General features: G+C 65.9%; 21 protein-coding genes. 11 read left to right on the top strand and 10 right to left on the bottom strand.

All coding sequences use genetic code 11. The features are described from left to right. Nucleotides 1-77 precede the first annotated feature (77 nt). From P1U75_RS12980 to P1U75_RS13010, 7 genes are all read left to right on the top strand, one after another. The gene (locus P1U75_RS12980) at nucleotides 78-998 is read left to right on the top strand and encodes a manganese-dependent inorganic pyrophosphatase (RefSeq protein ID WP_300244046.1); all 921 of its coding nucleotides are present in this window, start codon (nucleotides 78-80) and stop codon (nucleotides 996-998) included. A 64-nt stretch (nucleotides 999-1,062) separates the two neighbouring features. Next, nucleotides 1,063-1,476 (top strand): DUF1294 domain-containing protein, encoded by a 414-nt coding sequence (locus P1U75_RS12985; protein WP_300244049.1) that lies wholly within the window; start codon nucleotides 1,063-1,065, stop codon nucleotides 1,474-1,476. 168 nt (nucleotides 1,477-1,644) lie between these two features. Further along, complete coding sequence (locus tag P1U75_RS12990) at nucleotides 1,645-2,520, top strand: HAD family hydrolase (RefSeq protein WP_300244052.1); 876 nt, start codon at nucleotides 1,645-1,647, stop codon at nucleotides 2,518-2,520. Between the two features lie 103 nt (nucleotides 2,521-2,623). Beyond that, nucleotides 2,624-3,067, top strand: coding sequence for a MaoC family dehydratase (locus tag P1U75_RS12995; RefSeq protein ID WP_300244054.1), 444 nt, complete (start codon nucleotides 2,624-2,626; stop codon nucleotides 3,065-3,067). A gap of 56 nt (nucleotides 3,068-3,123) precedes the next feature. Further along, nucleotides 3,124-4,056 (top strand): bifunctional riboflavin kinase/FAD synthetase, encoded by a 933-nt coding sequence (locus P1U75_RS13000; protein WP_300244056.1) that lies wholly within the window; start codon nucleotides 3,124-3,126, stop codon nucleotides 4,054-4,056. Continuing rightward, nucleotides 4,053-4,523 (top strand): YcgN family cysteine cluster protein, encoded by a 471-nt coding sequence (locus tag P1U75_RS13005; protein ID WP_300244058.1) that lies wholly within the window; start codon nucleotides 4,053-4,055, stop codon nucleotides 4,521-4,523. The genes P1U75_RS13000 and P1U75_RS13005 overlap by 4 nt, the downstream gene beginning before the upstream one ends. After that, the gene (locus P1U75_RS13010) at nucleotides 4,523-5,566 is read left to right on the top strand and encodes a beta-eliminating lyase-related protein (RefSeq protein ID WP_300244062.1); all 1,044 of its coding nucleotides are present in this window, start codon (nucleotides 4,523-4,525) and stop codon (nucleotides 5,564-5,566) included. Before P1U75_RS13005 ends, P1U75_RS13010 begins: the two co-directional genes overlap by 1 nt. Here the strand turns inward: P1U75_RS13010 and P1U75_RS13015 are convergent. Further along, complete coding sequence (locus P1U75_RS13015; protein ID WP_300244064.1) at nucleotides 5,530-6,390, bottom strand: alpha/beta hydrolase; 861 nt, start codon at nucleotides 6,388-6,390, stop codon at nucleotides 5,530-5,532. The genes P1U75_RS13010 and P1U75_RS13015 overlap by 37 nt on opposite strands. Beyond that, the gene (locus P1U75_RS13020) at nucleotides 6,390-6,992 is read right to left on the bottom strand and encodes a 2-hydroxychromene-2-carboxylate isomerase (protein ID WP_300244066.1); all 603 of its coding nucleotides are present in this window, start codon (nucleotides 6,990-6,992) and stop codon (nucleotides 6,390-6,392) included. Before P1U75_RS13020 ends, P1U75_RS13015 begins: the two co-directional genes overlap by 1 nt. Nucleotides 6,993-7,100: 108 nt before the next feature. Between P1U75_RS13020 and P1U75_RS13025 the strand changes: the two genes are divergently transcribed. Further along, nucleotides 7,101-8,120 carry a ribose-phosphate pyrophosphokinase gene (locus P1U75_RS13025; RefSeq protein ID WP_300244069.1) on the top strand — a complete coding sequence of 340 codons (1,020 nt, stop codon included), beginning with the start codon at nucleotides 7,101-7,103 and terminating at the stop codon, nucleotides 8,118-8,120. A gap of 16 nt (nucleotides 8,121-8,136) precedes the next feature. Here P1U75_RS13025 and P1U75_RS13030 read toward each other — a convergent pair whose 3' ends face one another. The 7 genes from P1U75_RS13030 to P1U75_RS13060 form a co-directional block, all read right to left on the bottom strand. Then, nucleotides 8,137-8,487, bottom strand: coding sequence for an H-type lectin domain-containing protein (locus tag P1U75_RS13030; protein WP_300244071.1), 351 nt, complete (start codon nucleotides 8,485-8,487; stop codon nucleotides 8,137-8,139). A 122-nt stretch (nucleotides 8,488-8,609) separates the two neighbouring features. Continuing rightward, nucleotides 8,610-9,026, bottom strand: a complete 417-nt coding sequence (locus tag P1U75_RS13035; protein WP_300244073.1) for a F0F1 ATP synthase subunit epsilon — start codon at nucleotides 9,024-9,026, stop codon at nucleotides 8,610-8,612. Nucleotides 9,027-9,037: 11 nt separating this feature from the next. After that, a complete protein-coding gene (atpD, locus tag P1U75_RS13040) occupies nucleotides 9,038-10,462 on the bottom strand; it encodes a F0F1 ATP synthase subunit beta (protein ID WP_300244075.1) in 1,425 nt (474 codons plus the stop codon). Nucleotides 10,463-10,481: 19 nt separating this feature from the next. Further along, nucleotides 10,482-11,357: a F0F1 ATP synthase subunit gamma gene (locus tag P1U75_RS13045; RefSeq protein WP_300244078.1), complete on the bottom strand. Its 876-nt coding sequence runs from the start codon at nucleotides 11,355-11,357 to the stop codon at nucleotides 10,482-10,484. 15 nt (nucleotides 11,358-11,372) lie between these two features. Then, entirely contained in the window at nucleotides 11,373-12,911 is a 1,539-nt protein-coding gene (gene atpA / locus P1U75_RS13050; protein ID WP_300244081.1) for a F0F1 ATP synthase subunit alpha, read from the bottom strand. Continuing rightward, nucleotides 12,912-13,472, bottom strand: coding sequence for a F0F1 ATP synthase subunit delta (locus P1U75_RS13055; protein WP_300244084.1), 561 nt, complete (start codon nucleotides 13,470-13,472; stop codon nucleotides 12,912-12,914). A gap of 291 nt (nucleotides 13,473-13,763) precedes the next feature. Continuing rightward, complete coding sequence (locus P1U75_RS13060; RefSeq protein ID WP_300244086.1) at nucleotides 13,764-14,498, bottom strand: class I SAM-dependent methyltransferase; 735 nt, start codon at nucleotides 14,496-14,498, stop codon at nucleotides 13,764-13,766. 74 nt (nucleotides 14,499-14,572) lie between these two features. Here P1U75_RS13060 and gloB point away from each other — a divergent pair, with 74 nt between their 5' ends. The 3 genes from gloB (at nucleotide 14,573) to P1U75_RS13075 (ending at nucleotide 18,845) form a co-directional block, all read left to right on the top strand. After that, complete coding sequence (gloB, locus tag P1U75_RS13065; protein WP_300244089.1) at nucleotides 14,573-15,340, top strand: hydroxyacylglutathione hydrolase; 768 nt, start codon at nucleotides 14,573-14,575, stop codon at nucleotides 15,338-15,340. A 218-nt stretch (nucleotides 15,341-15,558) separates the two neighbouring features. Continuing rightward, a complete protein-coding gene (gene clpA / locus P1U75_RS13070) occupies nucleotides 15,559-17,883 on the top strand; it encodes an ATP-dependent Clp protease ATP-binding subunit ClpA (protein ID WP_300244091.1) in 2,325 nt (774 codons plus the stop codon). After that, a complete protein-coding gene (locus tag P1U75_RS13075) occupies nucleotides 17,883-18,845 on the top strand; it encodes a M23 family metallopeptidase (protein WP_300244094.1) in 963 nt (320 codons plus the stop codon). The genes clpA and P1U75_RS13075 overlap by 1 nt, the downstream gene beginning before the upstream one ends. A gap of 16 nt (nucleotides 18,846-18,861) precedes the next feature. Here P1U75_RS13075 and P1U75_RS13080 read toward each other — a convergent pair whose 3' ends face one another. Next, on the bottom strand, nucleotides 18,862-21,453 hold the full coding sequence (locus P1U75_RS13080) for a peptidoglycan -binding protein (protein WP_300244096.1): 2,592 nt from the start codon (nucleotides 21,451-21,453) through the stop codon (nucleotides 18,862-18,864).

The following is a 21,453-nucleotide window of genomic DNA, read 5'->3' on the forward strand; positions in this document are numbered from 1 at the left end:
AAAACCCCGCGTGACAAGGCCCGCCGCCCTGCCTATAAGGCGCGCAAAATCCAACCTTTGTTGAACAGGACGTTATCATGACCATCCAAGTCTTCGGCCACAAATCCCCCGACACCGATTCGACCGGCTCGCCGATCATCTGGGCATGGTACCTGAACGAGGTAAAGGGCACCCCGGCCGAGGCCAAGCTGCTGGGCGAGCCGAACACCGAGGCGGCCTTCATGCTGACCCGCTGGGACCTGCCCAAGCCCGAAATCATCGCCGATGTCGCCGATGACGCCGCGGTGGTGATCGTCGACACCAACAACCCCGCCGAACTGCCCGCCAATATCAACGGCGCCGACGTGCAGGCGATCATCGACCACCACAAGCTGGTCGGCGGCCTGGAGACCAAGGGCCCGATCGACATCACCGTCCGCCCGCTGGCCTGCACCGCGACCATCCTGATCGACCTGATGGGCGAGGACGCCGCCAGGATGCCCGACTGGGCCAAGGGCGCGGCGCTGACCTGCATCCTGTCCGACACGCTGGAATTCCGCAGCCCCACCACCACCGATCACGACAGGGCCGTGGCCGAGAAACTGGCCACCGACCTTGGCATCGCCATCCCCGCCTATGCCGCCGAGATGTTCGCGGCGAAATCCGATGTCTCGGCCTTCTCCGATGCCGAACTGCTGCGCATGGACAGCAAGGAATACGAAATCGCGGGCAGGAAATTCCGTATCTCGGTGCTGGAAACGACCAGCCCGGCCATCGTGCTGGACCGCAAGAACAGCCTTGTCGAAAGCATGCAGTCGGTGGCCGCAGAAGACGGCGTCGACCAGGTTCTGCTCTTTGTCATCGACATCCTGAAGGAAGAGGCGACGCTGCTGGTGCCCAACGACCTGGTCAAGACCGTCGCCGAGAAAAGCTTCGGCGCCACCGTCGCGGGCGACACCGTGGTCCTGCCCGGCATCATGAGCCGGAAAAAGCAGATCATCCCGAACCTCAAGGTCTGAGCGCCTTGCCGGAGGAGGTGCCCCGGCGGGCACCTCCGCTCATCTTGCCGGAGCCGCACCCCGGATGCTTCTTGGTCTCCTCCTCGTCATCAATCTCTGGGCCTTTGCGCTTTTTGGCTGGGACAAGGCGCAGGCCAAAAACCTCGGGTGGCGGGTGTCGGAAAGAAGCTTTTTACTGCTTGCCGTTTGCGGCGGTTGGCCCGCCCTCAAGCTCGGGCAACGGGTGTTCCGCCACAAGACCCGCAAGCAACCTTTCAGAACCGAACTGACCATGGCGATCGGCCTCAATCTGGTGGCCGTCGCGGTACTCGGTTACCTTGCCGGACCAGAGCTGCGCGCCCGGGCCTTTGACTGGCCTGAGGTTCCTTTGAGCGTCCTTCTGAGCCAGCCCACTGTGCCGCAAGACCCCACGATCAATCGCGGAGCAAGCACCCCGTCTCAAGGCACGCACCGGTTCTTCCAGTCGACGCGGCCCTGACCGCCTCGCCTTTCTGCATGCCCAGCGACCGGGCACATCGGGCGGAAAGTGTCAGGACAGAATATCCGGGCTCCCCCGGCAGGCGTGCGCGCCAAACCTCTTGGGGGTTTCCCCATCCCTGCAAAACCGCCATATCTGCGCCAGATCCAATTGCGCGAAAGCCCCCCCATGACCCAGATCATCGCCGCCCTGTCCGACGTCTCCGACCGCTACGAGGTGCTCTTCGTCGATCTCTGGGGCTGCGTACACGACGGGGTGCGCGCCTTTCCGGCGGCGGTGGCGGCGTTGCAGCGATACCGTGCGAACGGCGGCACCGTGGTGCTGGTCACCAATTCGCCGAAACCCCGGCTGGGCGTTGCCACCCAGATGCGCGGCTTCGGCGTGCCGGACGATGCCTATGACACCATCGCCACCAGCGGCGACAGCGCTCGCGCGGCGATGTTCGAGGGGGTGGTCGGCGAAAAGGTCTGGTTCATGGGCGAATGGGAGCGCGACCACGAGTTCTTCGAACCGATCCACGTGATCCACGACCCCGTCGCCATCACCCGCGTCCCGCTGGACGAGGCCAAGGGCATCGTCTGCTGCGGCCCGTTCGACCCGATGGCGGATCCGGCAGTGAACCGGCCAGAGTTCCTGCTGGCGAAACAAAAGGGGTTGAAACTGCTCTGCGCCAACCCCGACATCGTCGTCGACCGGGGCGAGACCCGCGAATGGTGCGCCGGGGCGCTGGCGCGGCTCTATTCCGAGATGGGGGGGGAAAGCCTCTATTTCGGCAAGCCGCACCCGCCGATCTACGATCTGGCCCGCCGTCGGCTGGCCGAGATGGGCAGGGATGCGGGCAATGCCGCGATCCTGGCGATCGGCGACGGCATCCACACCGACATCGCCGGCGCCATGGGCGAGGATATCGATTCGCTGTTCATTACCGGCGGGTTGTCAGCGCGCGAAACCGCCACTTCGGAGCAGCCCGAACCGGCGGCGCTGACCCGGTTTCTCGCGACCGAACAGTCCAACCCGACCTATGCCATCGGACAGTTGCGCTGACCGAAAAACCGCTTGCTTTTCTGCGCCTGCAAAGTAATAAAGTTGCCAAATATACGGCCACGGTCGATCATTTATTACCGCGCCGATGAGAAAAGAGGACGACATGTTGGACAACCTGCCCCGCGGAACCATCTGTATCGAAGACATCGAGATGGGCATGACGCGCCACCTGCGCAAACAGGTGACCGACGAGGATATCGAGATGTTCGCGCAGGTCTCCACCGACCACAACCCGGTGCATCTGGACGACGACTACGCCCGCGATACCATCTTCGAGGGGCGCATCGCCCACGGCATGCTGACCGCCGGGCTGATCTCGGCGGTGATCGGCGAGCAACTGCCCGGGCACGGCACGATCTACATGGGCCAGACGCTGAAGTTCCTCGCCCCGGTGCGCCCCGGCGACATGGTCTATGCCGAGGTCAAGGTGGTCGACATCGACATCGCCAAGCGCCGCGTCAAGCTGGATTGCCACTGTGCGGTCGATGGCAAGAAGGTCCTCGCGGGCGAGGCCACCGTCCTCGCCCCCAGCCGCAAGTTCGACTGACACCGCCTTGCCGAACCGCGCTTGCGCCCGGTCGCGCAGGGCGCTAGGCATCGGCCATGCGGATCATACGGGATTACCAGTTCGTCGAAGCCCAGGACCGCGGCGCCAGCGCCGCGATCGGCAATTTCGACGGCGTGCACATCGGCCACCGGTCGGTTATCGAACTGGCGCGCAAGGCGGTGCCGGATGCCCCCCTCGGGATCATCACCTTCGAGCCGCACCCGCGCGAATATTTCGCCCCGAAAAGCCCACCCTTCCGCCTGATGCGCCGCGGCGCGCGCGGCCACCGGCTGGAAAAGCTGGGGGTGGAAAAGCTTTACGAGCTGAACTTCAACGCCGCCCTTGCCGGGCTGACCCCCAAGGAGTTTGCCCGCAACGTGCTGGCCGAAGGGCTGGGCGTGGCGCATGTGGTGGTGGGCGCCGATTTCTGTTTCGGCAAGGGTCGCGCCGGCAATGCCGAGGATCTGGTGCGCTTCGGGCGCGAGATGGGCTTTGGCGTCACCGTCGCGCCGCTGCTGGAAAAGTCGGAAAACACCGTCTCCTCGACCGCGATCCGCACCGCGCTGAGCGAGGGCCGCCCGCGCGACGCCACCGCCATGCTGGGCCACTGGCACCGGATCGAGGGCGCGGTCATCGGCGGTGAACAGCGCGGCCGCGACCTGGGCTTTCCCACCGCCAACATGTCGATCGAGGGGCTGCACCCGCCCGCCTTCGGCGTCTACGCGGTTCTGGTCGACGTGCTCGACGGGCCGCACAGGGGCAGCTATCGCGGCGCCGCCTCGCTCGGCGTACGTCCGATGTTCGGCGGCGAGGTGCCCAATATCGAAACCTACCTGTTCGATTTCTCCGGCGATCTCTACGGCGCGACGCTCTCGGTCGGGCTGGTGGACTACCTGCGCCCCGAGATGGAATTCGAAAGCCTCGACGCGCTGATCGCGCAGATGGACGGCGATTGCGCCCGCGCTCGCGACATCCTGGGGGCGCTATGAGCGATCCGATCGACCGCTCCGGCCTCGCCTCCCGGTTCTGGGAGCGCAAACCGCTGCGCCAGTTGAACCCGCGCGAGTGGGAGGCGCTTTGCGACGGCTGCGGCAAATGCTGCCTCAACAAGCTCGAGGACGAGGACACCGGCGAGGTCGACCTGACCTGCGTCGCCTGCCGGCTGCTCGACAACGAGACCTGCCGCTGCGCGCAATATGAGATCCGCCACCAGTTCGTGCCCGAATGCATCGTGTTGCGCCCCGAGAACATCGACGAACACGCCTACTGGATGCCGCAGACCTGCGCCTATCGCCTGTTGTGGGAGGGCAAGCCGCTCTACGACTGGCACCCGCTGATCTCCGGCACCGCCGAAAGCGTACATTCCGCCGGGGTTTCCGTACGCAATCGCACCGTCCCGGAATTCGAGATCCCGGAAGACGACTGGGAAGACTACATCATCGAGGAGCCCGTCTGATGTTCTTTGCCTCCGACAATTCCGGCCCGGTCCACCCCAATGTTCTAGAGGCGCTGACCAGGGCCAACGAAGGCTATGCCATGGGCTACGGCGCCGATGCGCTGATGGACCGCGTCCGCGACCGCATCCGCAATCTGTTCGAGGCGCCCGAGGCGGCGGTCTATCTGGTCGCCACCGGCACCGCCGCCAATTCGCTGGCGCTGGCGACGCTGGCCAATCCCTGGGACACGATCTTTTGCACCCCCGTCGCCCATATCCAGGAGGACGAGTGCAACGCGCCGGAGTTTTATTCCGGCGGTGCCAAGCTGACGCTGGTGGGCACCGGCGACAAGATGACCCCCGCAACCCTGCGCGCCGCCATCGAGGGCGAGCAGACCCGCGGCGTGCACGGGCCGCAGCGCGGTCCGGTGTCGATCACCCAGGTGACCGAGCGCGGATCGGTTCATACGCTGGACGAACTCGCCGCCCTCACCTCGGTCGCCAGGGAATATAGCCTCCCGGTGCATCTGGACGGCGCGCGCTTTGCCAATGCGCTCGTCGCGCTGGGGTGCAGCCCGGCCGAGATGACCTGGAAGGCCGGTGTCGACGCGGTCTCCTTCGGCGGCACCAAGAACGGGCTGATGGGGGCCGAGGCGGTGGTGTTCTTCGATCCCGCCCACGCCTGGGAGTTCGAGCTGCGCCGCAAGCGCGGCGCGCATCTGTTTTCCAAGCACCGCTATCTCTCGGCGCAGATGGACGCCTATCTTGAGGATGGCCTGTGGCTGGAGATGGCCGAGCAGGCGAATGACAATTGCACCCGCCTCGCCGCCGGGTTGCACGACGCGGGGGCCGAGTTCCTGAACCTGCCGCAGGCCAACATGATCTTTGCCGCCCTGCCCCGCCGGGTGCACCAGCGGCTCAAGGCCGAGGGCGCGATGTATTACCTGCAGGGCGGTCCGCTGGAGACCGGTGACGGCGGGGAAATGCTCGCCTGTCGGCTGGTCTGCGACTGGTCGATCGGTGCGGATCAGATCGACCGTTTCGTGGAACTGGCCCGGGTCTGACGCCCCCCAACCTTGTCCCCCGTCCGCGCGAACAGCGCACGCAGATGCGCCGCCACCTCTGCCGGGTGGGTGATCGGCAGCATATGGCCCGCCCCTTCGATCACGACGTTGGCGGCATCCGGCAGGCGTCGGGCGATGGCATCGTTGATCGCCTTCGTCACCGGGTGGCTTTCGGTGCCCCGCAGCAACAGCGCCGGCATCGCCGCCCGGTCAAGCCGCCCCGGCGACAGGATACCGGCAGGATCGTCATAGAGCGGAGGGCTGCAGGCACGCACGAAATGCATGCTGCGGATCATGCCGGCGCGGGCATCCTCGGGCATCTGCTCCCAACCGGGGCCAGCCCCGCCCCACATCTCGTTGAAACGCCGCGTGCCGGTCTCGTAGTCGCCGCGCTCCAGCTGCGCGGTGAAGGCTGTCGCGTCCTCGTCATGGATGGCCAGCGCCTCCGGGTCGTCCTGCGCCGCGAAACAGAAATAGACCGGCTCGACCAGCGTGAGCGAGCGCACCCGCTCCGGATGCGCTACCGCCAGCCGCAGCGCCACCGTGGCGCCAAAGGAATGGCCGATCACGTCCATCCGCCCGGTCAGGAAGGTTTCCGCGATCTCGGTGATCCGGTCCTGCGGGTCGCCGCGCCCGTCCCAGTCCGGGCTGCGCCCGTGGCCGAGCATGTCGAAGCCGGTGAAGGTAGCTTCCGTCTCGAACTGCGCCGCCAGCCCGCGCCAGGCGCCGGAATGGCCCAGCGTGCAATGCAGCGCGAGAACCTGCCGGGGGCCTTGTCCGAACTGCCGCGAAAAGACCGGCTGCGGCAGCCCCTGCCCGTCCATCACAGGCGCCCTGCGAGGGTGGCCTCCAGATCCTCCAGCCGGTCCTGCCCCCAGAACCTCTGATCCTCTCCGACGATGTAGAAGGGCGAGCCGAAGACGCCGCGCGCGGCCCCCTCTTCGAGGTTGGCGGCATAGGTCTCGGCGCCGGTGAGCAGCCCGCTGTCGGTCAGCGCGGGGTCGAAACCCGCCTCGGTCAGGCAGGCCTTCAGTACCCCGTCCTCGGCGATGTCCTTTTCCTCGGCCCAGACCGCGCGGGTGATGGCGTGAATCAGCGCGCCCATGTCGCCGCCGCCGGCGTTCTGCGCCGCGATGATCGCGTAGGAGGAGGGCGCCGGATTGGTCGGCCAATGCGCCGGCTGGAGGTGGAACGGCAGGCCCAGTTTCCGCGATTGCCGCATCAGTTCCTGCGCCCGGTACTCCATCCGCGCCGGGTGCCGTTCGGCCGGAGAAACCCCGCCGGTGCGCGGAAACAGCCCGATGATGTCAAGCGGCTTGTAGGTGATCGTGGCGCCCTGCCGCGCAGCGATCTGCTCCAGCCGCGTGCCCGCGAGATAGACATAAGGCGACAGGGTGGAAAAGAAGTAGTCGATATGATGTGTCATCTTTGCATTTCTCCTGCCGCAATCTATGCGCGACCGTACGGCCATGTTAAGCGGTGTCAACATCACGAATCTGTCACACGACACCTTGCTGCCCGGGGATATCAGCACATGGCGACACTGAACGAACCCAAGCTTATCGCCGGGAACGCCAACCTTCCGCTTGCCGAAGCCATCGCCCGCCGCATGAGCATGCATCGCGGCGTCAACCTGGGGCTGGTGGATGCCCGGGTCGAGCGGTTCAACGACGGCGAGATCTTTGTCGAGGTGTTCGAAAACGTGCGCGGCGAGGACATGTTCGTCATCCAGCCGACCTCGAACCCGGCCAATGACAACCTGATGGAACTGCTGATCATGTCCGATGCGCTGCGGAGGTCCAGCGCGTCGCGGATCACCGCCGTGATCCCCTATTTCGGCTATGCCCGGCAGGACCGCCGCACCAAGGCCCGCACACCGATCAGCGCCAAGCTGGTGGCAAACCTGCTGACCCAGTCGGGGATCGAACGGGTGCTGACCATGGACCTGCACGCGGCGCAGATCCAGGGGTTCTTCGACATCCCCGTGGACAACCTCTATGCCTCGCCGATCTTTGCGCTCGACATTCGCACCCATTTCAAGGACCGGATGGACGATCTCATGGTGGTCTCGCCCGATGTCGGCGGCGTGGCCCGCGCGCGGGAACTCGCCAAGCGCATCAACTCGCCGCTCGCAATCGTCGACAAGCGCCGGGAAAAGCCCGGCGAGGTGGCGGAAATGACGGTGATCGGCAATGTCACCGACAAGATCTGCATCATCGTCGATGACATGTGCGACACCGCCGGCACCCTGTGCAAGGCCGCCGAGGTGCTGCTGGAGAACGGCGCGAAAGAGGTGCACGCCTATATCACCCACGGCGTGATGAGCGGCCCGGCGGTGGAGCGGGTGTCAGCCTCGGTGATGAAATCCCTGGTCCTGACCGACACGATCCAGCCCAGCCCGGCGGTGCAGTCCACCCACAACATCCGCGTGGTGCCGACCGCGCCGATCTTTGCCCAGGCGATCCTGAACATCTGGTACGGCACCAGCGTGTCGTCCCTGTTCGAGGACAAGACGCTGTCGCCGATCTATGAGTCGCTCTACACCACGGACTGAGGCGCGGTCTCTGCGGTCAGTCGATCACCCAGTTGTCGTCATGCTCGAGCGCGCCGATCGCCAGCCAGGCCGCGCGCATGCGCGCGATGCGGGTATCGAGCCAGGTTCGGAACACGATCTCGAACCCCTCCGCGGTGACGTTTTCAGCCGTCAGTTCGGCGCGGACCGCCGCCTGGGTGTCTGCATCCAGCAGCGAAATCGAGAGTTGGACCGCCGGCGCGGCGCGGAAGGGCTGGCCGAAACGGACCGCCTTGCGCCTCTCGCGTGGACCCGCGCCCGTCCACATCTCGCCTCCCTCCTCGAAATCCGAGAACAGGACGACATCGCCCTGGTCGATTCCGATGAGATGGTTCTCAAGTTTCTTCATAGCCTGCCCGATTTTCTCAAGTATCTGACAAAAAACCATTTTGAGAAACCCTTTGTCAAAACAAAACCGGCCCCGAAAAGGGGCCGGCTTGCAAGGGTTTCAACCGGAAGGAGGGCCGGCGATCACAGGCTCATGTGATCGCCGAGGGCCTCCATGTCCGCCAGCAGCTTGGCGGCGTCGTCCACCAGGCTCGGCTCCGCGTCGCTGGCGGTCTTGGCGGCCTCGTGCTTGGCACGGGCCTCGGCGATCAGCTCGTCAAGATGGCCACGGGTCATCTCGCCCACCGGCATCGCCTTTTCCGCCAGCACCGACATCGACTCGGCGCCGATTTCGGCAAACCCGCCGGTCACGAAATACTCGGAATTGCCTTCCGGGCTCTCGATCCTCAGCAGGCCCGGGCGCAGCGTGGTGATCAGCGGGGCATGGTCGGGCATCGCCGTCATGTCGCCGTCTGCGCCGGGAATCTGGACCGCGCTGGCCTGGACCGACGCGAGGCGGCGCTCCGGGCTGACGAGGTCGAATTGAATCGTATCTGCCATGAGGGCGCTCCTTAGGCGGCGTCAGCCGCCATCTTTTCGGCCTTGGCGATCACGTCTTCGATGCCGCCGACCATGTAGAACGCGCCTTCCGGCAGATGGTCGTATTCACCGGCGACAACCGCCTTGAACGATTTGATGGTATCTTCCAGCGGCACCTGCACACCGTCCGAGCCGGTGAACACCTTGGCCACGTCGAAGGGCTGCGACAGGAATCGCTGGATCTTCCGGGCACGGGCAACGGTCAGCTTGTCCTCTTCGCTCAACTCGTCCATGCCGAGAATGGCGATGATGTCCTGAAGCGATTTGTAGCGCTGCAGGATCCCCTGCACGTCGCGCGCCACCTGGTAGTGCTCGTCGCCCAGGATCGACGGGTCCATCAGGCGCGAGGTCGAATCGAGCGGGTCCACGGCCGGATAGATGCCAAGCTCGGAGATCGCGCGCGACAGAACGGTGGTCGCGTCGAGGTGGGCAAAGGTGGTCGCCGGGGCCGGGTCGGTCAGGTCGTCCGCGGGAACGTAGACGGCCTGGATCGAAGTGATCGAGCCGGCCTTGGTCGAGGTGATGCGTTCCTGCATCTGGCCCATGTCGGTGGCCAGCGTCGGCTGGTAGCCCACCGCCGAAGGGATCCGGCCGAGAAGCGCCGAAACCTCGGACCCCGCCTGGGTAAAGCGGAAGATGTTGTCCACGAAGAACAGAACGTCGGTCCCGGACTGGTCACGGAACTGCTCGGCCAGGGTCAGGCCGGTCAGCGCGACACGGGCACGGGCTCCCGGCGGCTCGTTCATCTGGCCGTAGACCAGGGCAACCTGGGATTCCGACAGGTTGTCGGGCTTGATCACGTTGGATTCGATCATCTCGTGATACAGGTCGTTCCCCTCGCGGGTCCGTTCGCCGACACCGGCGAACACCGAAAAGCCCGAGTGCACCTTGGCGATGTTGTTGATCAGTTCCATGATCAGAACCGTCTTGCCCACGCCGGCGCCGCCGAACAGGCCGATCTTGCCGCCCTTGGCGTAGGGGGCCAGCAGGTCGACGACCTTGATGCCGGTGACCAGAACTTCCGATTCGGTCGACTGCTCGGAGAATTCCGGGGCCGGCTGGTGGATGGAACGGGTTTCGGTCGCCTCGACCGGACCCTTTTCATCGACCGGTTCGCCGACCACGTTCAGGATGCGGCCCAGGGTCGCGTTGCCCACCGGCACCGAGATCGGCGCGCCGGCATCGGTCACCACCTGGCCGCGAACCAGACCTTCGGTCGCGTCCATGGCGATGGTGCGCACGGTGTTCTCGCCCAGGTGCTGGGCCACTTCCAGAACCAGCCGCTTGCCGTTGTTGTCGGTTTCCAGTGCGTTCAGAATCTCGGGCAGGTGGCCGTCGAACTGAACGTCCACAACGGCGCCAATCACCTGAGTGACCTTGCCTTGTTTGTTTGCCATTGTTTCGTCTCCGGTTCTTTTACAGGGCTTCCGCGCCCGAAATGATTTCAATCAGCTCGTTGGTGATCACGGCCTGGCGCGAGCGGTTGTATTCGATGGTCAGCTTGTCGATCATCTCGCCCGCGTTGCGGGTCGCGTTGTCCATCGCGCTCATCCGCGCGCCCTGTTCCGAGGCCCCGTTCTCCAGCAGCGCGCTGAAGATGGCGGTCGCAACGCCCTTGGGCAGAAGGTCGGCCAGGATGGCCTCTTCGTCAGGCTCGTAATCATAAAGCGTGCTGTCGTCCGCCTCTGCGTCCTGTTCGAACTTGGCCGGGATGACCTGCTGCGCGGTCGGAACCTGGGTGACCACGTTGACGAACTCGGCGAAGAAGATCGTCGCGACATCGAACTCGCCGGCGTCGAAGCGATCGAGAATGCCCTTGGCGATGCCCTGCGCGTCGGCATAGCCGACCCGCTTGACCTCGGTCATGTCGACATGGCCGACGTTGAACTTGCCGAGATCGCGCTTGAGCGCATCGCGGCCCTTCTTGCCGACAGTCAGGGTCTTGACCGTCTTGCCTTCGGCCTGCAGCCGTTCGGCATGGGTCCGGGCCAGCTTGGCGATGGAGCTGTTGAAGCCGCCGCACAGGCCCCGTTCGGCCGTGAGCACGACCAGGAGATGAACCTGGTCGCTGCCGGTGCCGCGCAGAAGCTTCGGCGCGCTGTCGCTGCCCCCGACCGAGGCGGCCAGCCCCGCCATGACGGCATTGAACCGTTCGGCATAGGGGCGGGCCTCTTCGGCCGATTCCTGGGCGCGGCGCAGTTTCGCCGCGGCCACCATCTGCATGGCCTTGGTGATCTTGCGGGTCGATTTGACCGACGCGATCCGGTTTTTAAGGTCCTTAAGGTTCGGCATTGCCTCATCCTCCCCTTAAGCGAAGTCAGCGGCGAATTCGTCGATGGCTGCCCGCACCTTGTCTTCGGCCTCACCCTTGATCTTGGGATCGTCGTTGGTGATCCAGTCCAGCAGGTCCTGATGCTTGCCGCGAACATGCGCCAGCAGGCCCGCTTCGAACCGGCCGATATTCCCGACGGCGACCTTGTCGAGGAAGCCCAGCGTCCCGGCGCAGATCACGATCACGATCTCGGCGTTGGTCAGCGGCGAGTACTGCGGCTGCTTCATCAGTTCGGTCAGGCGCGCGCCACGGTTCAGCAACTGCTGGGTGGCGGCGTCGAGGTCGGAGCCGAACTGGGCAAAGGCCGCCATCTCGCGGTACTGGGCCAGCGACAGCTTGATCGGGCCGGCGACCGACTTCATCGCGTTGGTCTGGGCCGAGGAGCCCACGCGCGACACCGAAAGACCGGTATTCACGGCCGGGCGGATGCCCTGGTAGAACAGCTCGGTTTCCAGGAAGATCTGGCCGTCGGTGATCGAGATCACGTTGGTCGGGATAAAGGCCGACACGTCGCCGCCCTGGGTTTCGATGATCGGCAGCGCGGTCAGCGAGCCGGCGCCGAAATCCTCGTTCAGCTTGGCGGAACGCTCCAGCAGGCGGGAGTGGAGATAGAACACGTCGCCCGGATAGGCTTCGCGCCCCGGCGGACGGCGCAGCAGCAGCGACATCTGGCGATAGGACACGGCCTGTTTGGACAGGTCATCGTAGATGATCAGCGCGTGCTTGCCGTTGTCGCGGAAATACTCGGCCATCGCGGTGGCGGTATAGGGTGCAAGGTACTGCATCGGCGCGGGCTCGGACGCGGTCGCGGCGACGACGATCGAATAGTCGATGGCGCCGGTCTCTTCCAGCTTCTTCACCAGCTGGGCCACGGTCGAGCGCTTCTGACCGATGGCGACGTAGACGCAATAAAGCTTCTTGCCCTCGTCGTCGCCGGCGGCGTCGTTATAGACCTTCTGGTTCAGGATCGCGTCGAGCGCCACCGCGGTCTTGCCGGTCTGACGGTCACCAATGATCAGCTCGCGCTGGCCACGGCCGATCGGGATCATCGCGTCGACCGACTTCAGACCGGTCGCCATCGGCTCGTGCACAGATTTACGCGGGATGATGCCCGGTGCCTTGACGTCGGCGATGCCACGCTTGGTCGAGGCGATCGGACCCTTGCCGTCGATCGGGTTGCCCAGACCGTCGACCACGCGGCCCAGCAGCTCGTCACCGATCGGCACGTCCACGATCGAGTTGGTGCGCTTGACGGTGTCGCCTTCCTTGATGGCGCGATCGGAGCCGAAGATCACGACGCCGACGTTATCGGCCTCGAGGTTCAGCGCCATGCCCATGATGCCGCCGGGAAATTCGACCATCTCGCCGGCCTGGACATTGTCGAGGCCGTAGACGCGGGCGATACCGTCACCGACGCTGAGCACGCGACCGATTTCCGCAACCTCGGCTTCTTGACCGAAATTCTTGATCTGGTCCTTCAGGATCGCAGAAATCTCTGCTGCTTGGATACCCATTTATCCGACCTCTTTCATTGCATTCTGGAGGGAGGCGAGCTTGGAGCGGATCGAGGTGTCGATCATCTTCGAGCCCACTTTAACGACAAGACCGCCAATGAGGCTTTCATCGACGGTCGCATTCAAATTCACGGTCTTGCCCACGCGGGCGGTCAGGGTCTTGGCCAGCTTCTCGGTCTGGGCCTTGGTCAGTGCCTTGGCCGATACCACATCCGCGGTCACCTCGCCACGCTCCTCGGCGATCAGCCCGCGCAGCGCGGCGATCAGCTGGGGCACGACGAAAAGGCGGCGTTTCTGCGCCATCAGCGCGAGGGACTTGCGCAGCACCTCGGCGATCCCCATCTTCTCGGCCACGGCGGTGATCGCGGCCTCCTGATCGGCGCGGGAGTAGATCGGCGACGACATCATGTTGCGCAGGTCGGCGCTGTCATCCAATCCGGCGGCCAGATCGTTGAGGCCGGTCTCGAGGCCGGCAAGGTCGTTGTTCTCTTTCGCGATCTCAAAGATCGCGGTGGCATAGCGCTCGGCGATGCCCGCGGAAATCGAAGCTGGTTCGGACACGTCCACCCTTCCGACATTGGGCCCCGGTCGGCCGAAAGACCGGCGTCCGGGGCGTGAAAAACGACCCGCCTTTCAGCAGGTCATCAAAATCAGCGTGGAGATAGCAGAGCGCACCCGACCCCGCAACAACCTATAGCGATAACACCCGATCCCATTATCCCCCTGATTTCAGGCAGTTAGCCGAACTGCGGCGGTTTGCACGAAAACCAGGTAGAAAAAAACGTCGCTTTTGGGCGAATTCGGGCGATTCCTGACGCCTTCGGGCGGACAAACGGGGCGCCGCGCCCCGGATCACGCCGGCTTGGCCAGACCGTCCAGCGCCTTGATCGGGCGCCGTGCCAGATCCTTCACCACCGACCCGCGCGGCGGCTGCACCCTCTTGGAGGCCTCCACGATCAGCACGCCGCCCACCAGCACCGTCGGCAATTGCATCCCCATCCGCTCCAGCAGCGCGCCGGAACGCAACCAGAATCGCCGGGTCGATGGCGGACGATAGAGGGCGGCCCGATGATCCTCGGGCAGGAAATGGTGGTTCTTCAACTCGGTTTCCAGCTGTCCCAGCGTGTAGGGCCGCCCGTAGCCGAACGGGGTGCGGTCGCTGCGCGACCACAGCCCGGCCCGGTTGGGCACGATGAACAGGGCCTTGCCGCCCGGCCCCAGCACCCGCCAGCATTCGTCCAGCAGGCGCGACGGCCGCTCCGATGTCTCCAGCCCGTGCATCACCACCAGCTTGTCCACATGGCCGGTCTCGATCGGCCAGAGCGTTTCCTCGCACAGGACCGAGACATTGGGCATGCCGGCCGGCCAGGGCATCACGCCTTGCGGACCGGGCATCAGCGCCGTGACCCGGCGCGCCTCGGCCAGGTAGGGGCGCAGCAGCGGCACCGCGAAACCGAATCCGGCAACCGATTGCCCCTTGGCCTCGGGCCAAAGCTCCAGCATGGTGCTACGGATCGACGCCTGCGCCGCCCGGCCCAGCGTGCTGCGGTAGTAGAAGTTGCGGAGATCCTGCACGTCGAGATGCATTGCGGGCGTCCCTGTGATCGTCCAAGCTGGGCGCAGTTTATCAACGACATCCTGCATTGAAAGGACGAAAGACCATGCCGCTGGAGATCCTGACAATCCCCTGTCTTTCGGACAACTATGCCTTTCTGGCGCATGACGCCGAAAGCGGCGAAACCGCGCTGATCGACGCCCCCGAGGCCGCCCCGATCCTGGCGGCGCTGGCGAGCAAGGGATGGCGGCTGACTCAGGTCCTGCTGACCCACCATCACTGGGATCACGTCGAAGGGCTGTCCGAGATCCTCGCGACCCACCCCGCAAAGGTGACCGGCGCCGAAGCCGACGCGCATCGCCTGCCGCCGCTGGACGCGACCGTGCGCGAGGGCGATTGCGTACAGATCGGGGCCGAAACCGGACAGGTCGTCGACGTTTCCGGCCACACGGTCGGCCATGTCGCCTATCATTTCCCCGGCAGCCGCGCGCTGTTCACCGCCGACAGCCTGATGGCGCTGGGCTGCGGCAGGGTGTTCGAGGGCGCGATGCCCCAGATGTGGGAGTCCCTGTCGAAACTGGCCGTTCTGCCGCCGGAAACGATGGTCTATTCCGGCCACGAATACACCCAGGCCAATGGCCGGTTCGCCGAGACCATCGACCCGGACAACCCCGCCCTGCAACAGCGCATCCGCGAAATCGCCGCGGCGCGCGAGGCCGAAATGCCGACCGTTCCCTCGACGCTGGAGCTGGAGCTGGCGACCAACCCCTTCCTGCGCGCGCGCGACCCCGCGATTCAGGCGCATCTCGGCATGCAGGGCGCCGACCCGGCCGAGGTTTTCGCCGAGATCCGCCTCCGCAAGGACAGATTCTGAGCCCGCCGGCGCCCCGTTGCGGACCCGCGATCGGAGGATCTGGTGCCGCAAGAGGGATCGCTGACGCCGCACCGCGTGTAAAAGTGACGGTTATTTTGCAGAAAAACCTTGAAGCCCGGCGCCGATCAACCAAACTCTAACAGTATAAAGACACGGTTGGCACGGGGACTGGGCCAACGCCCCCTTCCCTCACCGACCCAGATCAGAGGAGCACCAACGTGCCTTCATTCTCGAGCACCCTTGAACAGGCCATCCACGCAGCCCTGGCATTGGCCAATGACAGGCGCCACGAGTTCGCGACGCTGGAGCATCTGCTGCTGGCATTGCTCGACGAACCGGACGCCACCCGCGTGATGAAGGCCTGCAGCGTCGATCTGGGCGAATTGCGCAGCACGCTTGTCGATTTCATCGACGAGGATCTGTCCAACCTTGTAACCGACATCGACGGCTCCGAGGCGGTGCCGACCGCCGCGTTCCAGCGCGTGATCCAGCGCGCCGCGATCCATGTGCAAAGCTCGGGCCGCACCGAGGTGACCGGTGCCAACGTGCTGGTCGCGATCTTTGCCGAGCGCGAATCCAACGCCGCCTATTTCCTGCAGGAACAGGACATGACCCGCTATGACGCGGTGAACTTCATCGCCCACGGCGTGGCCAAGGACCCCGCCTTTGGCGAGCCGCGCCCGGTCCAGGGATCGACCGATGCCGAAGACGAGACGCATGCCTCGGCCCCCGAGCCGGAGCAGAAGGAAAGCGCGCTTGGCAAATACTGCGTCGATCTGAACGCGAAATCGCGCGAGGGGGCGATCGACCCGCTGATCGGCCGCGACCAGGAGGTGGAACGCTGTATCCAGGTGCTGTGCCGCCGGCGCAAGAACAACCCGCTGCTGGTCGGTGATCCCGGTGTCGGCAAGACCGCCATCGCCGAGGGGCTGGCCCGCAAGATCGTCAAGGGCGAGGTGCCTGAGGTGCTGTCCAAGGCCACGATCTATTCGCTCGACATGGGCGCGTTGCTGGCCGGCACCCGCTATCGCGGCGATTTCGAGGAGCGGTTGAAGGCCGTGGTCAACGAGCTGGAGGATCACCCCGACGCGGTGCTCTTCATCGACGAGATCCACACCGTGATCGGCGCCGGGGCGACCTCGGGCGGGGCGATGGATGCCTCGAACCTGCTGAAACCCGCCCTGCAGGGCGGCAAGCTGCGCACCATGGGATCGACCACCTACAAGGAGTTTCGCCAGCACTTCGAAAAGGACCGCGCGCTGTCGCGCCGGTTCCAGAAGATCGACGTGACCGAACCCAGCGTCGAGGACACGGTGAAGATCCTGAAAGGGCTGAAACCCTATTTCGAGGAGCATCACCGGGTGAAATACACCGGCGATGCGATCAAGACGGCGGTAGAGCTTTCGGCGCGCTACATCAACGACCGCAAGCTGCCCGACAAGGCCATTGACGTGATCGACGAGGCCGGCGCGGCGCAGCATCTGCTGGCCGAGAGCAAGCGGCGCAAGACCATCGGCACCAAGGAGATCGAGGCGGTGGTCGCCAAGATCGCCCGCATCCCGCCCAAGAACGTCTCCAAGGACGATGCCGAGGTGCTCAAGGACCTGGAGAAATCGCTCAAGCGCGTGGTGTTCGGCCAGGACCAGGCGATTACCGCCCTGTCCAGCGCAATCAAGCTGGCGCGCGCCGGGCTGCGCGAGCCGGAAAAACCCATCGGCAACTACCTTTTTGCCGGGCCGACCGGCGTGGGCAAGACCGAGGTCGCCAAGCAGCTGGCCGATACGCTGGGGGTGGAACTGCTGCGCTTCGACATGTCGGAATACATGGAAAAACACGCGGTCTCCCGCCTGATCGGCGCGCCTCCGGGCTATGTCGGTTTCGACCAGGGCGGCATGCTGACCGACGGAGTCGACCAGCACCCGCATTGCGTGCTGCTGCTGGACGAGATGGAAAAGGCACACCCGGATGTCTACAACATCCTGCTGCAGGTGATGGACCACGGCAAGCTGACCGACCACAACGGCCGGACGGTGGATTTCCGCAACGTGATCCTGATCATGACCTCGAACGCCGGCGCCATGGAACAGGCCCAGAGCGCCATCGGTTTCGGCCGCGACCGCCGCGAGGGCGAGGATACCGCCGCCATCGAACGCACCTTCACGCCAGAATTCCGCAACCGGCTGGATGCGGTGATCTCCTTCGCGCCGCTGCCGAAAGAGGTGATCCTGCAGGTGGTCGAGAAGTTCGTTCTGCAACTCGAGGCGCAGCTGATGGATCGCGGCGTCTCGATCGAGTTGACCCGGCCGGCGGCCGAATGGCTTGCCGACAAGGGCTATGACGACAAGATGGGCGCGCGCCCGCTGGGCCGCGTGATCCAGGAGTACATCAAGAAGCCGCTGGCCGAGGAACTGCTGTTCGGCAAGCTCGCCAAGGGCGGTGTCGTCAAGGTCGGCCTCAAGGATGGCGCGCTGAACCTGCGCATCGAGGGGCCGGACAAGCCGCAGCTTTCGGGCGACAAGCCGCCACTGCTGACAGCGGACTGATGCGCGCGGCCTGCGCCGCCCTCTGTCTCACGCTCGCCGCGCCGGTCGCGGCGGGCGCTTTGGATCTGACCCTGCCCATTGCCTGCGACCTGGGCGAAACCTGCCATATCCAGCAATACGTCGATGCCGATCCCGGCCCCGGGGCGCAGGATTACCGATGTGGTCCGCTCAGCTATGACGGCCACAAGGGCACCGATTTCGCCCTGCCCTCCCTCGCCGCGATGGAGGCGGGCGTCGCGGTGCTGGCCTCGGCACCGGGGGTCGTGAAGGCGCTGCGCGACGGCATGGCGGACGGCGCCCTTGTCGCCGGCGATACCGCGTCGGCCGAGAATCGCGAATGCGGCAACGGCGTGGTGATCGACCACGGCGACGGCTGGGAAACCCAGTATTGCCACCTGCGGCGTGGAACTGTGCAGGTGTCCAACGGCGACCGGGTGGCGCGTGGCGATCCGCTGGGCGCCGTGGGCATGAGCGGCAAGGCCGAGTTTCCCCATGTCCACCTCTCGCTGCGCCAAAACGGGACGGTCATCGATCCCTTTGCCCCCGAGGCGGCGCGTTGCGGCCAACCGCCAGAAGCCGACCTGTGGCAGGACACCCCGAGTTATCAGCCCGGCGGGCTGATCGCCGCCGGGTTTTCCCCGGGGATGCCCAGCTATGACGCAATCAAATCCGGGGAGGCAGCGACGCGCGAGATGGACGGCAGCGCGCCGGCGCTGGTGCTCTACGGTTATGCGTTCGGCGGACAGAAGGGGGACGTGATCGAGATCGAGATCGACGGCCCCGGTGGCCGGGTCATCGCCCACAGCGTCGAGCTGGAAAAGACCCAGGCGCAGCTGTTCCGCGCGGCGGGCAAACGGCGGCCCGATGGCGGCTGGCCAAAGGGGCAGTATGACGGAATGGTCCGGATGCTGCGCGACCGCCAAGAGATCGACCGCGCGCAGGTCACTGTCATGATCCGATAAACCGCGCCGACCCGCCTTACTTCTCGGTCAGCTTCAACTCGATGCGCCGGTTCTGCGCCCGCGCCTCGGGCGTGTCGTCGGTGTTCACCGGCTGGTATTCGCCAAAGCCGTTGGCCGACAGCCGGTTCGGCGGAATGCCCTGGGCCCCGACCATGTATCGCACCACCGAAAGCGCCCGCGCCTGGCTGAGTTCCCAGTTGTCAGCGAACTCGGCACCGGGGCGGATCGGCACGTCGTCGGTATGACCATCGACCCGGATCACCCAATCGATCCCCTCCGGGATCTCCGAGGAAATGCCGCGCAGGATGCGGGCGATCTTGTCAATCTCGGTCTTGCCGGCGGGGGCCAGATCCGCCTTGCCCGGGGCGAACAGCACTTCGGAGGAGAACACGAAACGGTCGCCCTGGATGCGCACCCCCTCCTGGTCGCCCAGAACCTCGCGCAACCGGCCGAAGAACTCCGAGCGGTAGCGTTCCAGATCCTTGGCCTGTTCCTTGAGCTTCTCGGCCTCCTCGGCGCGGGCCAAGGCCAGGGCCTCCAGCCGCTTGCGCTCGGCCTCCTCCAGAATCCGCCGCTTACGCTCTTCCGATGCCGCGCGCGCCAGGGCGGTGTTCAGGTCCTGGCCGAGGTTCTGCAACTGCACCTGCTGGGCGGTATCCCGATCCTTGTAGTCGTCGAGCAGGGCCCGGAGGCCGCCCAACTGCTTGCGCAACTCGGCCACCTGCTGATTGAGCAGGGCGGTCTGCCGCTGCGCCTCGGTCGAGGCATCTTGCTGGCCGGCCAGTGTCTCGCGTGCCTTGGCCAGAAGCACCGCGCGCTGTTCGGCCAGGGTCATCTGGTCCTCGGCGCGTTTCTCGGCGGCCTCGCGGGCGGCCAGCGCGGCGATCAGCCGGCGGCGCAAATCCTCCTGATCGGTGGCGGCGGCCTGGGCGCGTTCCAGCGAATCCAGCGCCTGCAACAGCCGCGCCTCGACCGAGGCGCGGTCCTCTGCGGTGCTCTCGGCGGCATTGCGGGCCGCAGAGAGATCGGCGCGCGCCCGCGACAATTCGGCCTCCAGTGCGGCGATCCGGCGGGCGGCATCGGTGCGCGCGGCGGCAAGCTCCGCGTTCAACGCGGCCAGCGCCGCGTCGCTCTCCACATTGGCGCGGGCTAGCCGCGCCTCCAGCTCAGCCTGGGTCTCGGCGGCGACGGTGCGGGCGGCCTGCAAGGCGGCGGTCAGTTCCGCCTGCGCCGCCCCGGCCTCGGTGGTCAGGGCGGCGATCCGGGCCTCATAGTCCTGCCGCAGCGCCGCGTTCTCCTGTTGAAGCCGGGCCAGTTCGGCCTGGAATTCCGTTTGCGTCTCGACGCTCTGCGCGCGCTGGCGCGCCAGTTCGGTTTCCAGCTCCTCCCGCGTGGCAGCGGCGCCCGCCTGCGCCTTGTCCAGTTGCGCCTGCAGCGCCGCGCGCGCGGCGGCCGCCTCTTCGCGCACCCGGGTCAGCTGCGCCTCCAGCGCGGTGCGGTTCTCGATCTCCTTGGCCTGGGCCGCGTCCAGTTCGGCGCTCAGGGTCTCGCGGGTGCGCGCCGCCTCGCCCCGGACCCTTGAAAGCTCGGCCTGGAGCGCGCTGACCATCTCATCGTCCTCGGCCTTTGCCACCTCCATCTGCGCCAACACGCGGGTCAGCCGCTCGGCCAGTTCGTCGCGCTTGGCGGCCTCGGTACTGGCCGCCTCGAGATTGGCCAGCGCGGCGACCAGCTTCTCATCCAGCGTATCGCGCTCGGCCTCGGCGGCGGCGAGCAGGATCAGGGTTTCCTCGGCCTCGCGGCGCTGCTGTTCCAGCGCGAGGGTCATCGCCGTCAACTCGCTATCGGCCTGTTCCAGCTTGTCGCGCAGCGCCTTGGCGGCGGCGGCCTCGACCAGCCGGGCCGCCTCCTCGTCGCTGAGGCGCGACTCCAGCTCTGCGACCTGCCCTGACAGCCGCGCCGCCTCGGCCGCGTTTTCGCTGTCGCGGCGACGCAGGTCCGCGATCAGCGCATCGAGCGCCTCGCGCCGGGCCGCAGCCAGCCGCGCCGCCTCGGTCTGCGCGTCGATCTCGTCGCGGCTTTGCGCCAGCGCCAGGTTCAGCGCCTCCTGCTCCGACAGCAGCTCGGCCTTTTCCTGTTCCAGCGCCGCGATACTGCCAAGCGCCGCGTCCCGGTCGGCCAGCAGCCCGGCCACCTGTTCCTCGAATGTGGCGATGCGGCCGCGGGCATCCTCCAGCGCCGCGGCCTGACGGTCGCGGTCGGCGGTGAGCGTGGCGATCAGCGCGGCGCGCTGATCCAGCTCGTCCTGCGCCTGTTCCAGATCGTCGCGGGTGTCGCTCAGGGTCGAACTCAGCGCCCCCATCCGGGCCGAAAGCTGGGCGTTGCGCCGTTCTTCCAGCCCCAGCGCCGAGGCAAGGGCACTGACCTCGGCGGAGAGCGCGTCAAGCTCGGTCTCCTGCCCGGAGATGGTCTCGCGCAGCACGAACTGGACCACCATGAAAATGGTCAGCAAGAACATCATAACCAGCAAAAGTCCGGTCATCGCATCGACGAATCCGGGCCAGATCGACCCCTGGAAACGTTGACCGGTGCGCCGCGACAGGGCCAT

Source organism: Antarcticimicrobium sp. (genome assembly GCF_029212575.1).
In the GTDB taxonomy this organism is placed as follows: domain Bacteria; phylum Pseudomonadota; class Alphaproteobacteria; order Rhodobacterales; family Rhodobacteraceae; genus Antarcticimicrobium.